Consider the following 18,198-nt stretch of genomic DNA (forward strand, 5'->3'; position numbering starts at 1 on the left):
GGGGATGATGGGCGACGCGAAGGCGCACTACGACGGCATCGTCGCCTTCTCGCAGACCGACTTCACCGAAGACCTGAAGAAGATCTCCGTGCAGGTCCTGGTGATGCACGGCGACGACGACCAGATCGTGCCCTACGCCGACTCCGCACCCCGGTCCGCGAAGCTGCTGAAGAACGCGACGCTGCAGACCTACCCGGGCTTCCCGCACGGCATGCCCACCACACAAGCGGAGACGATCAACGCCGACCTCCTGGCGTTCCTCAGCGCATGACCGCAAGAGCGCACCTCGTTCATCACGGAGGTCTTTCATGTCGAACGTGCCTCATCCCATTGCGCTGTCTGAAGCCCCGAGCGGGAGTTCCGGTGGTAGAGCACGTGGTCTGACCGGAAACTGGTCGGCACGTTCCAGCCTCAGTGAGCGGGAAGGCGCATCAGCAGAAGCGTCGGAAGAAGGCGGGTAAATCGATGAGCCAGCAGGAACCGAGTTTCGAACACGACATCCGTCCCCTGTTTCGGTCAGAGGACATCGAGGCGATGTCGGGGCTGTTCGACCTCTCTTCCTACCAGGACGTGCGCTCCAACGCCGATAAAATCTACGAAGAACTCTCGGACGGCAGTATGCCCTGCGACGAAGCCTGGCCTGCCGAACGCGTGCAGCTATTCGAGAGCTGGATCAACACAGGCTATCTGCGCTGAAATCCGCCACCCCTCATCGCGGTCCGGCGGAAGGTGGGATCAGGCGCCCGTTTCGCGGATGAGGATTGATGACCTCGTCGTCGGGGTAATAGGGACGCGCTGATGAGAAGTGCCGCTGTCGGCTGAGTCGAGCTTTGCTACGACGGAACCGGCCAAGGGCCGAGGGTCATGCTGCTGCACGGTTGGCCGGGCGATCGGGTCGACTATCGCGCGTGACTCGGGATCGCAGATGCGGCGTGGCCGCAGTACGGTCGTCTCATGCCTGCGGACCTCGTTGGGCGACCGCGACGCCTTCCGCGAGCAAGACCAAATCGCAGAACCGGTCATGAAGTCCCGAGACGCACGGGAAGGGGCCCGCGCCTTCGGGGTTAACGCCGCCCTCACTGGCAAGGCCACTGACGCAGGGCGACCGGTGGGAGGGCACGGTGACGAAGGATCCCACTGCCGAGCCTGCAAATGGCGACAACAAGCAGCCGGCGGGACAGCCGGGACGCCAGCTCGGCCCGCGCTCGCCCTTCATCACAGGCATGAAAGCGGCCGCTGGCGTGGCAGTCACCTTCGGCGTCGTCCAGCTGATCATTGCTGCGCGGCAAGTGCTGATCCTCATCGGCCTAGCCTTCTTCCTGGCGATGAGCCTGGAACCAACGGTGTCGTGGTTGGTACGGCACAAGCTGCCGAGATGGACCGCGGTGCTAGCCGTGCTGGTCGTTGCTCTGGGCGCCGTCGCCGGATTCCTCGCGGCGGCTATCCCGCCCCTGACCACTCAAGCAGGCCAATTCGCCGTGCAGGTGCCGGGATATCTGAGCAGCTTGCAAGACCCGCGGTCCACGCTCGGGCGACTCAATGCCCAGTTCGAGGTCCAACAGCGCGTGCAGCAGTTGCTCAGCGGACAAAGCGCAACGCTGGCGCAAGGACTGCTCGGGGCCGGACAGCTGCTGTTCGGCGCGATCTCCGGATCCGTCGTGGTCACGGTTCTCGTGGTGTACTTCCTGGCGGCGATGCCGCGCATCCAGCGGACGCTGTACCAACTGGTGCCGGCACAGCGGCGGCCCCGCGCCACCCGGATCGGCAACGAAATCTTCGACCAGACCGGCGGGTATCTGCTCGGCAACCTGATCACTTCGCTGATAGCAGGGACGACGGCCTTCATCTGGCTCGTGATCTTCGGCGTACCGTTCCCGCTGTTGCTGGCGATGCTCGTCGCGCTCCTGGACCTGCTGCCAGTAGTCGGCCCCATCACCGCCGGTGCGATCGTCTCGTTGGTCTCCCTGACCGTGTCGTTGCCGGTCGCATTGGCCACCGCGGGCTTCCTCATCGTCTACCGAGTCATCGAGGACTACCTCCTCGTGCCGAAGATCATCGGCCGGGCCGTGCAAGTGCCTGCCGCGGCCACCGTCGTCGCCGTCCTGCTCGGGGCCGCACTACTGGGATTCATCGGGGCATTGATCGCCATCCCCATAGCCGCAGTAATCAGGCTTCTCCTGCGTGAGTTCGTGCAGCCACGCCTGGACAGCGCGTGACAGTCCAGCCCACAGCCACCACTCCGGGTCGGACGCCAGAGGAACGACCAAACGCCCGTGGTCGCCACGCCGGTAAGCGCCGGCGAGTGCACGCCGTGGATTCAAGCGGCAGGTGGAACGATGACTTCGGCGCAGTGCCGACTGTCGTGGAGCAGTTTGTTGGCGGACCTCCGTGACAGACGAGCTTCAGCTGCTCTACTGACACACCTCATCGACTACTCAGAGCGACCGATTCAGTTGCATACCGTGTTAGAGGCGAAAGTCCTCTGTTGGGAGCAATTTTGAGTCATACGGTTGCAATTGCATCAACTCGCAGAGCAGTCGGGGCTCTGGCCACCCGATTCGGACTGAAAGATCGCGCGCTCTCGGAAGATGCGGGTGTTGTCCCTCGCGCAACACGATTGAACCGAAGATCCGAATAAAGTTGCTGAACCCACTGGAACGATGAGGGATCACGATGAAGATCAGCACAATCTTCAGCAACCGCGGCGGCTGGGGTGGCCGTGGCGGCGGCTGGGGCGGCGGCGGCTGGGGCCGTGGCGGCGGCTGGGGTTGGGGCGGCCGTGGCGGCGGTTGGGGCGGCTGGGGCTGGGGCGGCGGCTGGGGCGGTTGGGGTGGCTGGGGTTGGGGTGGCTGGGGCTGCTGATTGCCCCTGGCATTCCACGAAACCTCACCCGACTCACCGCAGCATCTAGCCGATGGCTGTCCACCCAACGCGTAGCTCCCGCCTGTACGCAGGCGGGAGCTTTTCCCATCGCTGAAGGGCTCTGGAAGGGCCTCAGGCATCGACTGGCCGAATTTGCCGAAGCGCCACCTCGGTCACCCCGACGCGGCCGGCCTTGGTCAACGTGTCCGCAAGAGCGCCCCGGGATTCGCAGGACCAACGAACCTATTGCACTGCCAATTCGGGAGCGGAGACTGGCAGGGCCCATGGTGGAAGCCGAGCCGGTGTTTCCCAGTTGCCGACAATGCCCACGAGCCGCGCGCGAACCCGAGTGGTCGGTCGTCGACGGCGACGGCTGCACCCCGCTCGGCACGAGTTGGCTCCAGCGAACTGCGGCATCCGGCCACCTGCGCCGGTCCCCCGCCGTCCCGCGATTGCGTCTCGGTGGCCTCTGGCACAGGCGAAGGAACAGCCGCCACGCGGAGGGAGTGGATCACAGGCCCAGAGCTGCCGGGGCGTTGCTCGGACGCATCGCCGTGTAGCTCCGGTCAAAGTCGGATGCTCCCGCGACTGGCACGACGAGATCACGAAGAACCGATGACACGCAAGGCATTTCGATGACCACCGCACCCTCCTACCTGATCACCGGCGCCGGCGGCGGAGTCGGCGGGATCAGCAGGCTCGTCGTGGAACACCTCCTCGCTCACCGACTGGCAGTTCGGGCCATGGTCCACCACGACGACGCCCGAGCCGAAGCGCTGCGCGCTCTCGGCGCCGATGTCATCGTCGGCGACCTCACCAACCCCGTGCACGTCGCCGCAGCCACCGACGGCATCAGCCGGATGTTGTTCAACATGAGCGTCTCACCGGACTACCTCGAAGCCACCGCCGTCGTCTGCGCGGCGGTCCGAGAACCGCCCGGCCTCGAAGTCCTGGTCAACATCTCGCAGATGACCGTCTCCCAGATGACGGCGACGAGCACGGCGGAATCCCACCAGCAACGCCTGCACTGGCTGGCCGAGCACGTCATCGACTGGTCGGCGGTCCCGGCAGTTCACGTCAGACCCACGGTGCTGCTCGAGAACCCGCTGTTCTCCGTGCTCGCCGCGCAATCGATCCGCGACCACGACACGCTGGCACTGCCCTTCGGAACGGGCCGCACCTCCCCCGTCGCCGCCGGCGATGTCGCCAACGTGATCACCGCAGTCCTGCTCGCACCGCAACGCCACATCGGCTCGGTGTACGAACTGACCGGCCCCGCGGCCCTGGACATCGACGAACTCGCCCGCGAGTACTCACGCGCGCTGGGCCGCCCCATCACCGCCGCGCACCTCTCCTACGACGAGTGGTTCGACCAGTTGACGAGCGCCGACCTGGATCCCCACGTGCAGCAACACATTGCCACGATGGCGAAACTGCACCGCGATGGCCGCTACGACCGCGCCACCACCGACGTCGAGAAGATCACCGGCCAACCCGCCCGAACAGTGGAGCAATACGTGCGGGAACGGCGCGACTCGTTCAAACACCGAGAAGACCGAGACCATTGATCACGAGTTACCCCCGCTCGATGGCCCGCACAGCGATGCTTCTGCGCGAGCTGGGTCAGTCGGTGATTCCGTCGATGTCGACCAGGACGTGTCGCGGGCCGCGGAAGATCTGGTTGCGTCGGTACGGCGGTGGGTCCTCGACGAGCCGCGGGTTCTGCACGCGGCGGACGAACTCCCCGACCGCGGCTTGGACCTCCAGTCGCGCGAGCGGTGCGCCGAAGCAGAAGTGGATGCCCTGGCTGTAACCGAGGTGCTGGTTGTCGGGGCGTTCGAGGTCGAGCTCGTCGGGATCGGTGAACCGTTGCGGGTCGCGGTTCGCCGAGCCGTACACCAGGAAGATCGGTGCGCCCTTCGGGATCGTGGTGCCCGCGATCTCGATGTCGTCGAGTGCGGAGCGGGTGTGCCAGAACTGGACCGATGACTCGAAGCGCAGCAGTTCCTCGACCCCGGGCACGATCAGCTCGGGCCGGCGACGCAGTTCCTCGAGCGCGTCGGGGTGCCGCAGCAGGGTGAGCACGCTGTGGGCGATCAGGTTGACCGTGGTCTCGTGCCCGGCGAAGAGCAGCAGCACGGCATTGGCGACGAGCGTGCCCTTGGACATGCGATGCTCCGCGCCGTCGTCGTGCACCATCGCCGAGAGCATGCCCGGGCCGGGCTGTTCGGCGTACCGGTCGAGCAGTTCGGTGATGTACTCCCCGAACTCCTGCACGGCCCGGCGACCATCCGCTGCCTCGTGCTGGATCTCTTCGGCGGTGGGTTCCGGGCCGAGGTCGAAGCTCTCCAGGGCAGTGCGGATCCAGTCGTGGAAGCGCGGTTCGTCTTCCAGCGGCACGCCCAGGACCTCGCAGATCACGGTCACCGGCAGCGGGTAGGCGAGATCTTCGACGACGTCGATCCGGGTCTTGCCCTCCATGCCGTCCAGGAGGCCGGCGACGATGCGGCGGATCTCGGGGTCCAGGTCGGAGATCTGGTGCGGCGAATCGGGCGGGCCGTAGAAGTGTCGCAGCATCGTGCAGCGGTTTCGATCGTGCTCGGGCGGGTCGGAGGTGATGATGCTCGGCTCCAGATCGGCCGCGGTGATCGTTTCGGTCCCCGGCTCCCCCGGGTCCGCGCCCGGAGCCGTCCCCGGAATCTTCGCGGGATCCGAGCTGACCCGGTTGTCGTGCAGCAGCGAGACGACCTCCCGGTAGGTGCTGACGACGTAGGTGCCGTTCGGCTGCCGCGCTACCGGCGTCTTGCGGAGCTCGGCGTAGAACGGGTACGGATTGGCGCGGTTTTCGTAGCGGAGGGCCTGCTGCCAAGGGGTTTCCTCGCTCATGGCGCTGTTCTCTTTCCTCTTTCGCCCGCGTGCTCCCGAGAGCGCGTCAGCGGCGCCGCGGGCGGAACTCGGCTCTGCGCTCGCTCGGGTCGTGTCCGGTCAGGACGACGTCGGGTATCGCCGTCGGGACGCCGTGTTCCGGGAATTCAGCGGGAATCGGCTTGAGGTCGTCGGGTTGATCCCAGCCCGGTGGCGGGGGCGGGAACGGAGCCGACCGCTCGATCAGTCCCGCGTAGTGCGGCAGCCATTTGCCCTGGTTGAAGGCGACAGCGGCGACGATGCGTCCCCGGTGGCCGTAGGCGGCGGCGAAGCGGCGTTCCTTGACCGAACCCTGGACGAAGGCGATCTCGTCGCCGAAGGGCGGGACGCCGACGGACTTGATGTTGACGCCGAACTGACCGGACCAGAAGCCGGGCAGCAGCAGGTGCGGGTAGTAGTGGGGTTCGAGGTTCACCATGTTGTGGGCCGTGACCTCGGCGCCCAGGACGGCGTTGTCCCAGTGCTCCATGGCGAGGAACTCGTACTCGTAGAGCACGTGGGGTGCGCGTGCCACGTCCCCGGCCACGAAGACGCTGTCGGTCACCACGCCGTTGATGTCGAAGGCGCGACCGCCGGCGTCGCAGCCGACGCCCCAGGTACCGGCCGCCAGCCCGGAGCCCTCCAGCCACTCCACGTTGCGGATCGACCCCAGCGCGGCCAGCACCACGTCGGCCTCGACGGTGGCGCCGTCGGAGAGCTGAGCGCGTCGCACGTGTCCACTCGCGTCGCCTTCCAGCGACGACACGCCCACACCGCAGCGCAGGTCCACGCCGTGGTCGCGCTGCAGCTCCGCGGCGATCTCGCCGATCACTCCGCCGAGCGGGCCGACCAGCGGCGCCGGACCGCGCTCGGCGACGGTCACCGGAAGATCGAGTTCCCGGCAGACGGAGGCCACCTCCGAGCCGATGAACCCGGCGCCGATGACCAAGACCCGCGACGGCCGCGCGGCCAGCGCCTGCTGCAGCTGCGCGGCGTCATCGCGTGTGCGCAGCGCGAACACGCCCTCCAGGGCGGCCTCGGTCGGGTTGGGCCACTGCCGCGCGCGAGTGCCCGTGGCGATCAGCACCCGGTCGTACGGGACCTGGTCGCCGTTGGCCAGGTGCACGTGCTTGGTGGTCCGGTCCAACGCGGTGGCGGCCACTCCGAGCCGCCAGTCCGCGTCCACGTGCCGCAGGCGGGGCAGCGCGGTGTGGTCGGCTGGCACCCAGCCCTTGAGCACCTGCTTGGACAACGGGGGACGGTCGTAGGGCTCGTGCGGCTCGTCCCCGATGATCGTCAACCGCCCGGTGAAGCCTTCCGCGCGGAGGGTTTCAGCGGCCCGCAGGCCCGCCAGCGAGGCGCCGACGATGACGATCCGGGCGTTGGCCTTGTAGTCGCGCACCAACTCCGCGATCGGTGCCGCCATGGTCATGACGTCACGCCCCGCTCCGCACCGTCCTGGTGGTCCAGCACGATCGCTCGCACCGGGCAGGCTGCCGCGGCTCGCTGCACCTGCAGGCGTCGGGCGTCATCGGGGTTCGGCTCGTAGGTGAGCGCCTCCTCACCGGTCAACCTGAAGGTCTCGTGAGCGAGGAACACGCACTGCGCGTACGCCTGGCACCGGTTCAGGTCCACGACGATTCGCATGGGCAGGCTCCTTCCGTCCGCGCGGTCCTCCAGCTGGATAGCCCACCACCGCCCGCCCGAGGCTGCACTCGGCGCCCGCGCTGATTCGTTCCGGCGGGAACTCGGTTCCATGCCACGATTGATGGTTCGGCAATTGATCGAAAGGGCCTAAAGCCACAACCCGTCCAACAATTCGGACGTATAGCTGAAAAGTTGAGCGCGGGGTGCGGGCAGTCCTACGCTCGTTCGAGAGGTGGCCCGTGCTCGGCCTGATGTCCGGGAATCCGGCTTGCCGAGGCGGTTCCCTCCGAACCGGTGACCTGGCGGCGGCTCCGCTCCTTCTCGACCGGGATCGCCGAACGGCCGCAGCGCGAAGGTGGCTTAGCGATGACCGATCTGGACACGCTGTCGGTGAACACGATTCGCGGTCTGTGCATGGACGCGATCCAGCAGGCGAATTCCGGTCACCCCGGAACTCCCATGGGCATGGCACCGGTTGCGTACGCGTTGTGGCAGCGGTTCTTGCGCTTCGATCCCGCCCATCCCATCTGGCCCAACCGCGACCGCTTCGTGCTCTCCGAGGGCCACGCCTCCGCCCTGCTCTGGTCGTTGCTGCACCTGACGGGTGTGCGCGCGGTCGATCCCGACTACGAGGTGCTGGGCCGCCCTGCGGTGGCCCTCGACGACCTGAAGTCGTTCCGGCAGCTCGATTCGCACTGCCCCGGTCACCCCGAGTACCGGTGGACGAGCGGCGTCGAGGCGACCACCGGCCCGCTCGGCCAGGGAGTGGCCACCTCCGTCGGGATGGCGATCGCCGGGCAGTGGCTGGCGGCGAGGTACAACCGCGAGGACTTCACGCTCTTCGACTTCGACGTCTACGCGCTCGCCGGCGACGGCTGCATGATGGAGGGCATCTCCGCCGAGGCGGCTTCGCTGGCCGGGCACCTGCAGCTGTCCAACCTGTGCTGGATCTACGACTCCAACAGGGTCACCATCGAGGGCCACACCGACATCACCTTCACCGAGGACGTCGCCGCCCGCTTCCTGGCCCACGGCTGGAACGTGACCACCGTGGCCGATGCCAACGACCTCGATCAGATCGGCCGCGCCTTCCACACCTTCCGCGCCGAGACCGAACGCCCGACCCTGGTCCTGGTGCACAGTCACATCGGCTACGGCTCACCGGTCGAGGATTCACCGCAAGCACACGGAACACCGTTCGGGCCGGAGGGGGTCAGAGCCACCAAACAGGCCCTCGGGATCCCACCGGAGGCGGACTTCCACATCCCCGACGGAGTTCCCGACTGGTTCGCCCAGGGCATCGGGGCGCGGGGCGCCGAGTTGCGCACTGCCTGGGAAAAGAGGTTCGACGCCTACCGCAGCGCACATCCCGCTCTGGCCGACGAGCTGGAACGGATCCAGCGCCGGGAACTCCCGGACGGCTGGGACACCGCGCTGCCCACCTTCCCGGCCGACCCGAAGGGCTTGGCGACGCGCGATTCGTCCGGCCAGGTGCTCAACGCCGTGGCCGAGGCGATCCCCTGGGTCCTCGGCGGATCGGCCGACCTGGCACCGTCGACCAAAACCCGGCTCACGTTCGGCGGAGCGGGCGATTTCCAGCCCGACGACCGGTTCGGCCGCAACCTGCACCTCGGCGTCCGGGAGCACGGTGCTGCCGCTGTCGCCAACGGAATGGCGCTGACGAAGCTCCGTCCGTACTGGTCCGGATTCCTGATCTTCTCCGACTACGCCAAGGCGGCCATCCGCCTCTCCGCGTTGATGGAGATCCCGACCGTCCACATCTTCACCCACGACTCCATCGGCGTCGGCGAGGACGGACCCACGCACCAACCCGTCGAGCAGCTCGCCGGGCTGCGCGCCACACCCGGGCTGCTCGTCTTCCGCCCCGCCGATGCGAACGAGGTCGTCGAAACCTGGCGAGTGGTCGCCGCGCTCCGCCGGGAGCCCGCAGCGCTGATCCTGTCCCGGCAGGCCCTTCCCACCCTCGATCGGAGTCGGCTCGGGGCGGCCAGCGGTGTGGCGCGCGGTGCCTACGTGCTCGCGGACGTTCCCTCCGGCGAGCCCGAGGTGATCCTGCTGGCCACCGGCTCCGAGGTGCCGCTGGCCCTGGCCGCGCACGACGAGCTCACCGGTGAGGGCATCGCGTCCCGGGTGGTGAGCATGCCGTGCTGGGAGTTGTTCGACCGCCAGCCACGCGAGTACCGCGCCGCGGTGCTACCTCCAACGGTCACGGCGAGGGTCGCGGTGGAAGGGGCCTCGACGCTCGGCTGGGACCGGTACGTCGGTGCTGGCGGGGCCGTAGTCGGTATGCACACCTTCGGTGCCTCCGCGCCCCTGAAACAGCTGCTCACGAAGTTCGGATTCACCCCGGAGCGCGTTTCGCAGGTGGCCCGCGAACTGGTGGAGGCGATGACATGAAAGCGACTCAGACCCTGCACGAGCTCGGGCAAAGCCTGTGGCTCGACAACATCACCCGCGACATGCTCGATTCCGGTCGGCTCCAGCACTACATCGACACCTACTCGGTCACCGGTCTGACATCGAACCCCTCGATCTTCGACAAAGCCATCTCCTCCGGCTCCTACGATGCGGCCATCCGCGCCGGATCAGCGGCGGGACAGCCGGATGAGGAGCTCTTCTTCGAGCTGGCCATCGAGGACTTGCGGCGAGCAGCCGATCTTTTCCTGTCCATTCACGAGCGAACGGACGGTGTGGACGGCTGGGTGTCTCTGGAGGTCTCGCCGCTTCTGGCGTACGACACCGCGCGGACCATCGACGAGGCGATGGCACTGCACGCCCGCGCGGGCCGGAGCAACCTGTTCATCAAGATTCCCGGTACACCCCAAGGTCTCCCGGCCATTACCGAGTGCATTGCCTCGGGTGTACCGGTGAACGTCACGTTGTTGTTCTCGGCCGACCACTACCGGGCTGCCGCCGACGCGTACCTGACGGGAGTCGAGCGAAGGGTGGAACGAGGACTCGATCCGGACGTGAGCTCGGTGGCTTCCGTCTTCATGTCCCGCTGGGATGCCGCTGTCAGCGGCAAAGTACCCGATGAACTGCGGGATCAGCTCGGCCTCGCGGTCGGACAGGACACTTACCGGGCGTACCGCACCCTGATGGACTCGGACCGAGTGCAACGGCTGGAGAACACTGGTGCACGCATGCAGCGACTGCTGTGGGCGAGTACCCGCACCAAGGACCCCGACGCGTCGGACACGCTGTACGTCCACGGACTCGCCGCCCCGTTCACGGTCAACACGATGCCCGACGAGACGCTCAAGGCCTTCTACGATCACGGCGAGGTGGGCGAGCCCATGCCCGTCGACGGCAACGGCTGCGACGCGATGCTGGCGCGGTTCGCCGAAGCAGGCGTGGATGTCGCAGCGCTCGCCGCGAAGCTCCAGAGCGACGGCGCGGCGTCCTTCGTCGCGTCCTGGAACGACCTCCTGGCCTGCATCTCCGCACAGCGGGACGCCCTCGTCCGCCCCTACCCTTGATCCGAACCGACCGATCCGAGGGCCGACAGATGTCCATCACGCCCCTCCGGCAACAGCCGTCGTGGAAGGCACTCGAACAACACCACGCCGAGATCGGAACCGTCCATCTGCGTGAGCTGTTCGCTCAAGATCCGGCCCGCGGCGAGCACGTCAACGTCTCGGAGGGCCTCCCGGCGCGTCGCGGTCTCGACCGATTCCGCGCCCGTAGCGGAATTCGGCATCGGCACGGCGAAACATGTTCGAGTTCTTACGACTCGTCGACGCTACCGCGCCCTGAAACGCCAGGACCAGTACCCAGGAGAGCAGCCATGGCAACCGATACCCCCATGCAGCTCGGCTTCGTGAAGATGGTCCACAATGGAATCGGGTACGGGATGATGGGCGCGATCGCCGAGGGCCTCAGCATCATCGAGCACGCGGACGCCGGGCGCCACGAGCACACCGCCGACGCCGAGACCGCCCCGCTGCGCGAGCCGGAGTTCTACCAGTACGAGATCAACGTCGGCCAGGTCGCCGAAGTATGGCGCCGCGGCTCGGTCGTGGGTTCCTGGCTCGTCGACCTGACCGCGGTCGCACTTGCGCGGTCATCGAAGCTGGAGGAATTCACCGGGCGCGTCTCGGACTCCGGCGAAGGGCGGTGGACCGTACTGGCGGCGATCGATGAAGGCGTACCGGCCTCCGTGATCACCGCGGCGCTCAACGAGCGGTTCCAGTCCCGCGGCCGGAGCGAGTTCGCCGACAAGTTGCTGTCCGCCATGCGAAGCGAGTTCGGCGGACACGCCGAGAAGGGGAGCCAGCCGTGAAACGCCCGGACAACCACGTGATCGTGCTCTTCGGCGCCACCGGCGACCTCGCCAAGCGCAAACTGCTCCCCGGGCTGTTCCACCTAGCCTGGGCCGGCCTCCTGCCGGACGGCTACCGCATTGTGGGCGCGGGTCGGGCTCACTCCGCGCTGACCGACGAAGCGTTCCGCGAACACGCGCACGACGCGGTCGCCACCTTCGGACGCTGCAAGCCCTCCGGGCCGGCGTGGGAGTCCTTCGCGGACTCGCTGTCCTTCGCCGCATACGACCAGGATGCCGGCCAACTGCTCGCGGCCGTGCGGGAAGCCGAGGACTCCCTCGGCGGGCAGCCAGGCAGACTCTTCCACCTGGCCATTCCGCCCGCCGCGTTCGGATCCGTCATCGGGATGCTCGGCGACACCGGCCTGGCGGAGGAATCAAAACTGATCGTGGAGAAGCCCTTCGGCACGGATCTCGCCTCGGCAAGAGCACTCAACGAGACGATCCACACCGTCTTCGACGAATCCCAGATCTTCCGCATTGATCACTTCCTCGGCAAGGAGTCGGTGGACAACATCCTCGCCCTCCGCTTCGCCAACGGCATGTTCGAACCCGTCTGGAACCGGGACCACATCAGCCATGTGCAGATCGATGTGCCCGAAACGCTCGGTCTCGAGGGCCGCGCCCACTTCTACGAGGGCACCGGAGCTTTCCGGGACATGATCGTCACGCACCTGATCCAGGTGCTGGGCATCGTGGCGATGGAACCGCCTGTCTCACTCGCCGCCCAGCCGTTGCGCGACGAGAAGGACAAGGTCTTCGCAGCGCTGCGCCCCATCGAACCCGGGCACGTCGTGCGCGGCCAGTACAACGGCTACCACGACGAACTGGGAGTCGCCCCCGACTCGCAGACCGAGACCTTCACCGCGTTGCGGCTGGAGGTGGACAACTGGCGCTGGGCCGGTGTGCCGTTCTACCTGCGCTCCGGCAAGAATCTCGCACAGCACCGCCAGGTGATCACCCTCGGTCTGCGCGAGCCGCCCCTGCGGATGTTCCCCATCGATCTCCCTCGAGAGGACAGGAGCCGAGGCAACAAGATCGTGATCGACTTCGGGGATCCCGGCTGGATCGCCGCCTGCTTCCTGGCGAAAGAGCCCGGCCCCACCATGCGACTCGCACCAGAAGCAATGACCTTCCGCTACGCCGACTCCTTCTGCCGGGAACACGGGCTCGAAGGCTACGAACGGTTGATCCTGGATGCCATGCTGAGCGACCAGTCGCTGTTCACCAGGGCAGATGGCATCGAGCGCATCTGGGAGGCGTCGACTCCGCTGCTCGAGAATCCGCCGCCGCTGCAGGGGTACGACCCCGGTTCATGGGGTCCCGAACCGGCCATCAGCGACCTGATCGCGCCGCACCAGTGGTACCTGGAGGACGCCGGCGACGCCGTGCGGCAATAGATCCGGCCCGGCGCTCACTGCTCGGCGACCAGACCGGTGGACCCCAACGCCTGGCCATACACAGGAAACGGGCGGCGGGCCGGGGCGCGCCCGGCAGGCTGGCGAGACTAGGGCTCCTGTCGACCGACCTCGCCCGAGATCCCACCCAGCCCAGAGCAAGGCCGCTGCCTGTTACCACCTCGTTCGTGGTAATGCAAATGTGCGTTTGTTCCCCCAGACGGTCTTTGTTGCGCACACGCGAGGAGTCTTGTTGACGTTCCCTCTTCGCGTTACGTCCTGGACCGCTCCCCGTCCAGGACGTAGGGCCCGATGTGGCGGGCCCACGTAGTTGTTCCGCTGTGCTCGGTCACGTGCCGTTGGCTCAGAGGAACGGCGCAAGTCGGGGCGCCCCGCACCTCATGCAGCGCTGTGGGGCGCCCCGTCGCACGTTCGACGCGGATGCCCCCGCCGGTCACCCGTATCCGTTTCCCTGATCCCAGTCAAGACCCCAACGCCTCGCTAGGACCACTCCGCTCCCGTTTACCCGGGTCAGCCTCAACAGAGACCGTGCTGGCCACTGCCCGGTATCACAAGGGGTGCAGACGAAGATTGGGACTTTCAGCCCGCCTCGCTGCTCCTTCTCCGGGACCGCTCGCGGCTCGGCGAGCCGAGACCCGTGCGCACCGGCAAAGCCGTCACGAGTTCAGGCTGACCCGGGACGTCGACTTCGCAGTCGGTTGCGCTGCGGCTGCCGGTCGAGCCCGAGCGTTGCCGGGCTCGACCAGTCCCTCAGCCAGCCGTCTTCCTGACCGGAGAATGGCCCCGGTCGGTTCCGGCGAGCCAGCAGTGGATCGAGGCGGAGGCTCTTCGGCCTTCTGTCGCTGTGCTCCTGGCGATGTCCGCGGATCGTCCGATGTGGCTTGCGGGGTCGAGCAAGGCAGTCATCTCGGCCCCGGTCAGGTGCTGCGCGATGCCCGGTTCCTCGGCGAGCAACGAGCTGAACGTGCTGTGGTCGGTCGCTGATTTCTGCGCGGCTTGGTAGACGATGTCGTGGGCGCGTTGACGACCGATCTTGGTGCCCAGCTCCAGCATGACCGTTTCCGCGTTGATGGCGCCACCGGTCAGGTCGAGGTTGCGGCGCATCCGCTCCGGGTTGACCACGAGTTCCCGGGCGATCAGGTCGAGGCGTTCCAGGGTGTCGCCGGTGAGGATGCAGGCTCGCGCCAACGCGTCGAACATCCCGCTCGGGGTGTGGTCCGCTTCGTGCTCGTTGTGCAGCGATTCCAGCATCAGCGGCACGAGCGCCCGGATCTCCGCCGTGATGCCGAGGATGTCTTGGCAGAGCTGGGGATTGCGTTTCTGCGGCATGGTCGAGCTGCCCACCGTTCCCGCCGGGACCGGTTCTTCGACCTCGCCGTACTCGGTCTTCATGAGGGTGTAGACCTCGCGGGCGATCCGGCCGGCCGTGCCGGCCAACAGGCCCAGGGTGCAACCGAATTCGGCGAAGTGGTCGGTGATGCTGCGGGCCGGCACCCGCATCGGGCGCAGACCGAGCCGGTCGGCCACTGCTTCCTGAACTCGGTCGCCGTGCTTGCCGAACGACGCGAACGTCCCCACCGCGCCACCGATGATCGCCACGGACAGCCGCGGCGCGAGTTCCTGCAACCGCGTGCCGTGGCGTTCCAGTTCGTCCAGCCACGATGCCGTCTTGAAGCCGAAGGTGATCGGGACCGCGTGCTGCCCGTGGGTCCGACCCGCCATGACGACCTCCGCCGACTGCTCGGTGAGTTCGGCCAAGGACACCATCACGCGGCCGAGCTGGGCGAGGATCGTGCGGTGCGCCTCGCGGAGGACGAGGACGTCTCCGGTCTGGGTGATGTTCTGCGTGGTCGCGCCCCAGTGCACCCAGCCGCCGTGCGGCTCGCCGACCACGCGGGTGAGCTCGGTGATCAACGGCATCAACGGGTGGCTCGTACGGGCGATGCCCTCCTGCACCCGCGCGAGGTCCAGCCGCTCGGTGCGGCACGCGGCGGAAATCGCGTCTCCCGCCTCGGTCGGAAGCATCCCGAGATCGGCCTCGGAGAGGGCGAGAGCCGCCTCGACGTCGAGCCAGCTCTGCCACCGGTGCTCGGTGGCGAAAAGCTGGGCGATGCCGGCGTCTGGCACCCGACCGGCGGTGAAGCGTTCAGTCATGGGGTGGAGGGTTTCCCTTCGAAGGACTGGTGGCGTCAGGAGACCGGAGCCGCGGCGAGCGCCGACTTGCTCTTCCGGCCCGACTGAAGCCGGTTCGACACGATCAGCACCACGAGGATGAGGACGACCTGCAAGGTCCCGTACGCGGCGGCGGTGCCGAACTGCGCGGAGTAGATGCGGTTGTAGATCTCGACGGACATCGGGGCGAGCCCGGCCGGGTAGATCACCACGGAGGCGACGTACTCGCCGACCCCGTCCACGAATGCCAGCAAAGCCCCGGCGAGCACCCCTCGTGCGACCAGCGGGAGCGTCACCGTGCGCAGCACCCGGAGCGGGCCGGCGCCGAGGTTGCGGGCGGCTTCCTCCAGCTCGGGCGACATTTGGTCCAGCGAGGCGCCCGCCGAGCGGAAGACCAGCGGGACGTAGCGCACGAAGTAGGCCACCGGCAGGATCCACAGCGTGCCCACCAGGGTCAGTCCCAGGTTCGACGCCTGCGGCTCGTTGAACGCGGTGATCATGTTGACGCCGATGACCGTTCCCGGCAGCGCCCACGGGAGCATGATCATGATGTCCAGCAGGGTCTTCCCCGCGCCGCGCCAACGCGCGACCACCCAGGCGGCGATCGAACCGATCAGCGCTGCCCCGATCGTGGCCAGCAGGCTCATCTGGACGCTCACCGAGATCGGCAGCAGGCTCGTCGGCTCGGTGAAGATCGTGAGGTAGTTGTCCAGCGTGTACTCCTCCGGCACGATCTGCGTGGTCCAGGCCGTGTCGACCGACAGCGAGACGAGCACGATCACCAACACCGGTGCCAGCAGCACGACGCTGAGGACCGCGCTAGCGACGAGAGCGGCGACGCGCCCCGCTCCCCGAGCCGATGTTCGGTCCACCTGGGCGCCTTTGGACAGGCTGCGGTGCGTGCGCCGTCCCTGGTACCAGCGCATCGCGACGAGGAACGCGATCGAAACGACCGAGAGCGCGGTCGCCTGCGCGGCGGCGAGTTCCGCGTTGCCCGACGTGCGCGTCGAGACGATCTGCATCGTCAAGGTCTGCACGTTGTACAGCTGCGGCGCGGTGAAGGACGCCATCGAGATCATGAAGGTCAGCAGCGAGCCCGACACCAGAGCCGGGGTCAGCATCGGCAGGACCACGGTCCGCCACACCCGGAACCGGCCGGCCCCGAGGTTCGCCGCCGCCGACTCCAGCGACGGGTCCAACCCGGCCAGAGCTGCCGACACCGACAGGTAGAAGAACGGGAACATCGTCAGCGTGTGCACCAGCAGCACGCCGGACACGCCGGTGATCGCCGACGTCGCCGGGTCGATGCCGAACCAGGCGCTCAACGCCCGCGGCACGATGCCGGTCTCGCTGTAGAGCAGCGCGAAGGACACCGCACCGATCAGCGGCGGCAATGCCATGGGCAGCACGGCGAGGACTTCGAGGACGCGCCGACCGGGGAAGTCGAAGCGCACCAGCAGCACGGCCAGGACCGTGCCCACCGTCCCGCACGTGAGCACCGAAGCCAACGAGATGCCCACCGAGGTCAGCAGCGCCGCGCCCGAGGCCCCGGAGAAGAAGGTTCCGTAGTTCGCCGCGAACCCGGGTCCGCCGGTGCTGGTGAAAACGGTCTGCAGCATCGGGATGACGACGAACAGCAGGAGGATGAACACGACCGGCGCGGCCAGGACGTAGATGAACCTGTCAGCGTCCCGGCGCGGCAGCCGCATCCGGCGCTGCTTCGGTGGCTCAGCGGTGCGAGCAGGCTGTTCCAGGAGCGTGGAGTTCGTCATCGGGTCACCAACCAAGCGCGGTGCGGATCCGCGGTCAGGCCGACCTTCTCTCCGGTCTGGACGTGTGCTCGCAAGTCCTCCTGGGCGGAGGTCACGGTGATGGTCGTGCCCTCGACCTCGACGGTGAACGACGTGGACGCTCCGTTGAACTCCTCACCGCTCACGGTCCCGGCCAGTTCGCCGTCCGAGGGCTCGCAGAAGCGCAGCGACTCCGGGCGCAACGACACGGCGAGGTCCCCCTCGAGATCCGAGGCGCCTTGTCCGTTGCGCACGTCCAGCTCCCGGCCGCCGGGCAACCGGACCGTCACGTCCCCGCCGCTGCGGCCGGCGACCTCGACCGGCAGCACGTTGCTGCCACCGATGAAACGCGCGACGAACGACGTGCTGGGGCGCTGGTAGATCTCGCGCGGCGTGCCGACCTGGTGCACGGATCCGCGGTCCAACACCGCGATCCGGTCGCTCATCGCCATCGCCTCGGCCTGGTCGTGCGTGACGTACACCGCTGTGATCCCCGCGCTGCGCTGGACTTCCCGGATCTGCGCCCGCGTCTCCTCACGCAGCTTGGCGTCCAAGTTGGACAGAGGCTCGTCGAGCAGCAACACCGAGGGCGAGATCACCACAGCGCGGGCCAGCGCGACACGCTGCTGCTGCCCGCCGGAGAGCTGATCGACCCGGCGGTCACCGTAACCGGCGAGGCCGACCTGCTTCAGCGCCCGCTCGACCTGCTCACTTCGTTCTGCCTTGCCGATCTTGCGCACCACGAGCCCGTAGGCGACGTTCTGCGCGACCGTCAGGTGCGGGAACAGCGCGTAGTTCTGGAACACCATGCCGGTGTCGCGCTTGTGCGGCGGTGTTCGCGTCACGTCGCGATCACCGAAGTGGATCCGCCCGGTCGTCGGTTCGACGAACCCGGCGATCATGCGCAGCAACGTCGACTTGCCGCACCCGGAGGGGCCCAACAGCGTGAAGAACTCGCCGCTGCCCAGGGTCAGGTCGACGCTGACCGCTGGTGTGTTGTTCGCATACGTCTTGCTGACCTGGTCCAGTCGGACGGGGATCATGCGCGGACTCCATCGTCGCG

Annotated in this window: 15 protein-coding genes; 9 read left to right on the forward strand and 6 right to left on the reverse strand. The window is 67.6% G+C overall.

Features of this window, described 5'->3' with window-relative positions; translation table 11 throughout:
- Positions 1-4 precede the first annotated feature (4 nt).
- From OU415_RS09655 to OU415_RS09675, 5 genes are all read left to right on the forward strand, one after another.
- Complete coding sequence (locus tag OU415_RS09655; protein WP_333777414.1) at positions 5-271, forward strand: alpha/beta hydrolase; 267 nt, start codon at positions 5-7, stop codon at positions 269-271.
- A 194-nt stretch (positions 272-465) separates the two neighbouring features.
- Positions 466-696, forward strand: a complete 231-nt coding sequence (locus tag OU415_RS09660; protein WP_270948273.1) for a hypothetical protein — start codon at positions 466-468, stop codon at positions 694-696.
- Between the two features lie 425 nt (positions 697-1,121).
- The gene (locus OU415_RS09665; protein ID WP_270948274.1) at positions 1,122-2,216 is read left to right on the forward strand and encodes an AI-2E family transporter; all 1,095 of its coding nucleotides are present in this window, start codon (positions 1,122-1,124) and stop codon (positions 2,214-2,216) included.
- Between the two features lie 457 nt (positions 2,217-2,673).
- On the forward strand, positions 2,674-2,862 hold the full coding sequence (locus OU415_RS09670; RefSeq protein WP_270948275.1) for a hypothetical protein: 189 nt from the start codon (positions 2,674-2,676) through the stop codon (positions 2,860-2,862).
- Between the two features lie 635 nt (positions 2,863-3,497).
- Complete coding sequence (locus OU415_RS09675) at positions 3,498-4,430, forward strand: NAD(P)H-binding protein (RefSeq protein ID WP_270948276.1); 933 nt, start codon at positions 3,498-3,500, stop codon at positions 4,428-4,430.
- 55 nt (positions 4,431-4,485) lie between these two features.
- On the opposite strand, the gene OU415_RS09680 is transcribed toward OU415_RS09675, so the two are convergent.
- Genes OU415_RS09680 through OU415_RS09690 form a run of 3 tightly spaced genes read right to left on the reverse strand, consistent with a single transcriptional unit; the run spans position 4,486 to position 7,413 of the window.
- Positions 4,486-5,748, reverse strand: a complete 1,263-nt coding sequence (locus tag OU415_RS09680) for a cytochrome P450 (RefSeq protein WP_270948277.1) — start codon at positions 5,746-5,748, stop codon at positions 4,486-4,488.
- 46 nt (positions 5,749-5,794) lie between these two features.
- On the reverse strand, positions 5,795-7,192 hold the full coding sequence (locus OU415_RS09685; protein WP_270948278.1) for an NAD(P)/FAD-dependent oxidoreductase: 1,398 nt from the start codon (positions 7,190-7,192) through the stop codon (positions 5,795-5,797).
- Positions 7,193-7,194: 2 nt separating this feature from the next.
- The gene (locus OU415_RS09690) at positions 7,195-7,413 is read right to left on the reverse strand and encodes a ferredoxin (RefSeq protein ID WP_270948279.1); all 219 of its coding nucleotides are present in this window, start codon (positions 7,411-7,413) and stop codon (positions 7,195-7,197) included.
- A 366-nt stretch (positions 7,414-7,779) separates the two neighbouring features.
- On the opposite strand from OU415_RS09690, the gene tkt reads away from it, so the two are divergent.
- The 4 genes from tkt (at position 7,780) to zwf (ending at position 13,155) form a co-directional block, all read left to right on the forward strand.
- Positions 7,780-9,831 carry a transketolase gene (gene tkt, locus OU415_RS09695; protein ID WP_270948280.1) on the forward strand — a complete coding sequence of 684 codons (2,052 nt, stop codon included), beginning with the start codon at positions 7,780-7,782 and terminating at the stop codon, positions 9,829-9,831.
- On the forward strand, positions 9,828-10,913 hold the full coding sequence (gene tal / locus OU415_RS09700; protein WP_270948281.1) for a transaldolase: 1,086 nt from the start codon (positions 9,828-9,830) through the stop codon (positions 10,911-10,913). Before tkt ends, tal begins: the two co-directional genes overlap by 4 nt.
- Positions 10,914-11,221: 308 nt before the next feature.
- Positions 11,222-11,716 carry a hypothetical protein gene (locus OU415_RS09705; protein ID WP_270948282.1) on the forward strand — a complete coding sequence of 165 codons (495 nt, stop codon included), beginning with the start codon at positions 11,222-11,224 and terminating at the stop codon, positions 11,714-11,716.
- Entirely contained in the window at positions 11,713-13,155 is a 1,443-nt protein-coding gene (gene zwf / locus OU415_RS09710; protein ID WP_270948283.1) for a glucose-6-phosphate dehydrogenase, read from the forward strand. Before OU415_RS09705 ends, zwf begins: the two co-directional genes overlap by 4 nt.
- Before the next feature lie 768 nt (positions 13,156-13,923).
- Here zwf and OU415_RS09715 read toward each other — a convergent pair.
- Genes OU415_RS09715 through OU415_RS09725 form a run of 3 tightly spaced genes read right to left on the reverse strand, consistent with a single transcriptional unit; the run spans position 13,924 to position 18,178 of the window.
- Positions 13,924-15,327 carry a class-II fumarase/aspartase family protein gene (locus tag OU415_RS09715; RefSeq protein ID WP_270948284.1) on the reverse strand — a complete coding sequence of 468 codons (1,404 nt, stop codon included), beginning with the start codon at positions 15,325-15,327 and terminating at the stop codon, positions 13,924-13,926.
- Positions 15,328-15,362: 35 nt separating this feature from the next.
- On the reverse strand, positions 15,363-17,117 hold the full coding sequence (locus OU415_RS09720) for an ABC transporter permease (RefSeq protein WP_270948285.1): 1,755 nt from the start codon (positions 17,115-17,117) through the stop codon (positions 15,363-15,365).
- A complete protein-coding gene (locus OU415_RS09725; RefSeq protein ID WP_270948286.1) occupies positions 17,114-18,178 on the reverse strand; it encodes an ABC transporter ATP-binding protein in 1,065 nt (354 codons plus the stop codon). The genes OU415_RS09720 and OU415_RS09725 overlap by 4 nt, the downstream gene beginning before the upstream one ends.
- Between the last annotated feature and the right edge of the window lie 20 nt (positions 18,179-18,198).

The sequence above is a fragment of the Saccharopolyspora oryzae genome, assembly GCF_027853915.1.
Taxonomy (GTDB): domain Bacteria; phylum Actinomycetota; class Actinomycetes; order Mycobacteriales; family Pseudonocardiaceae; genus Saccharopolyspora; species Saccharopolyspora oryzae.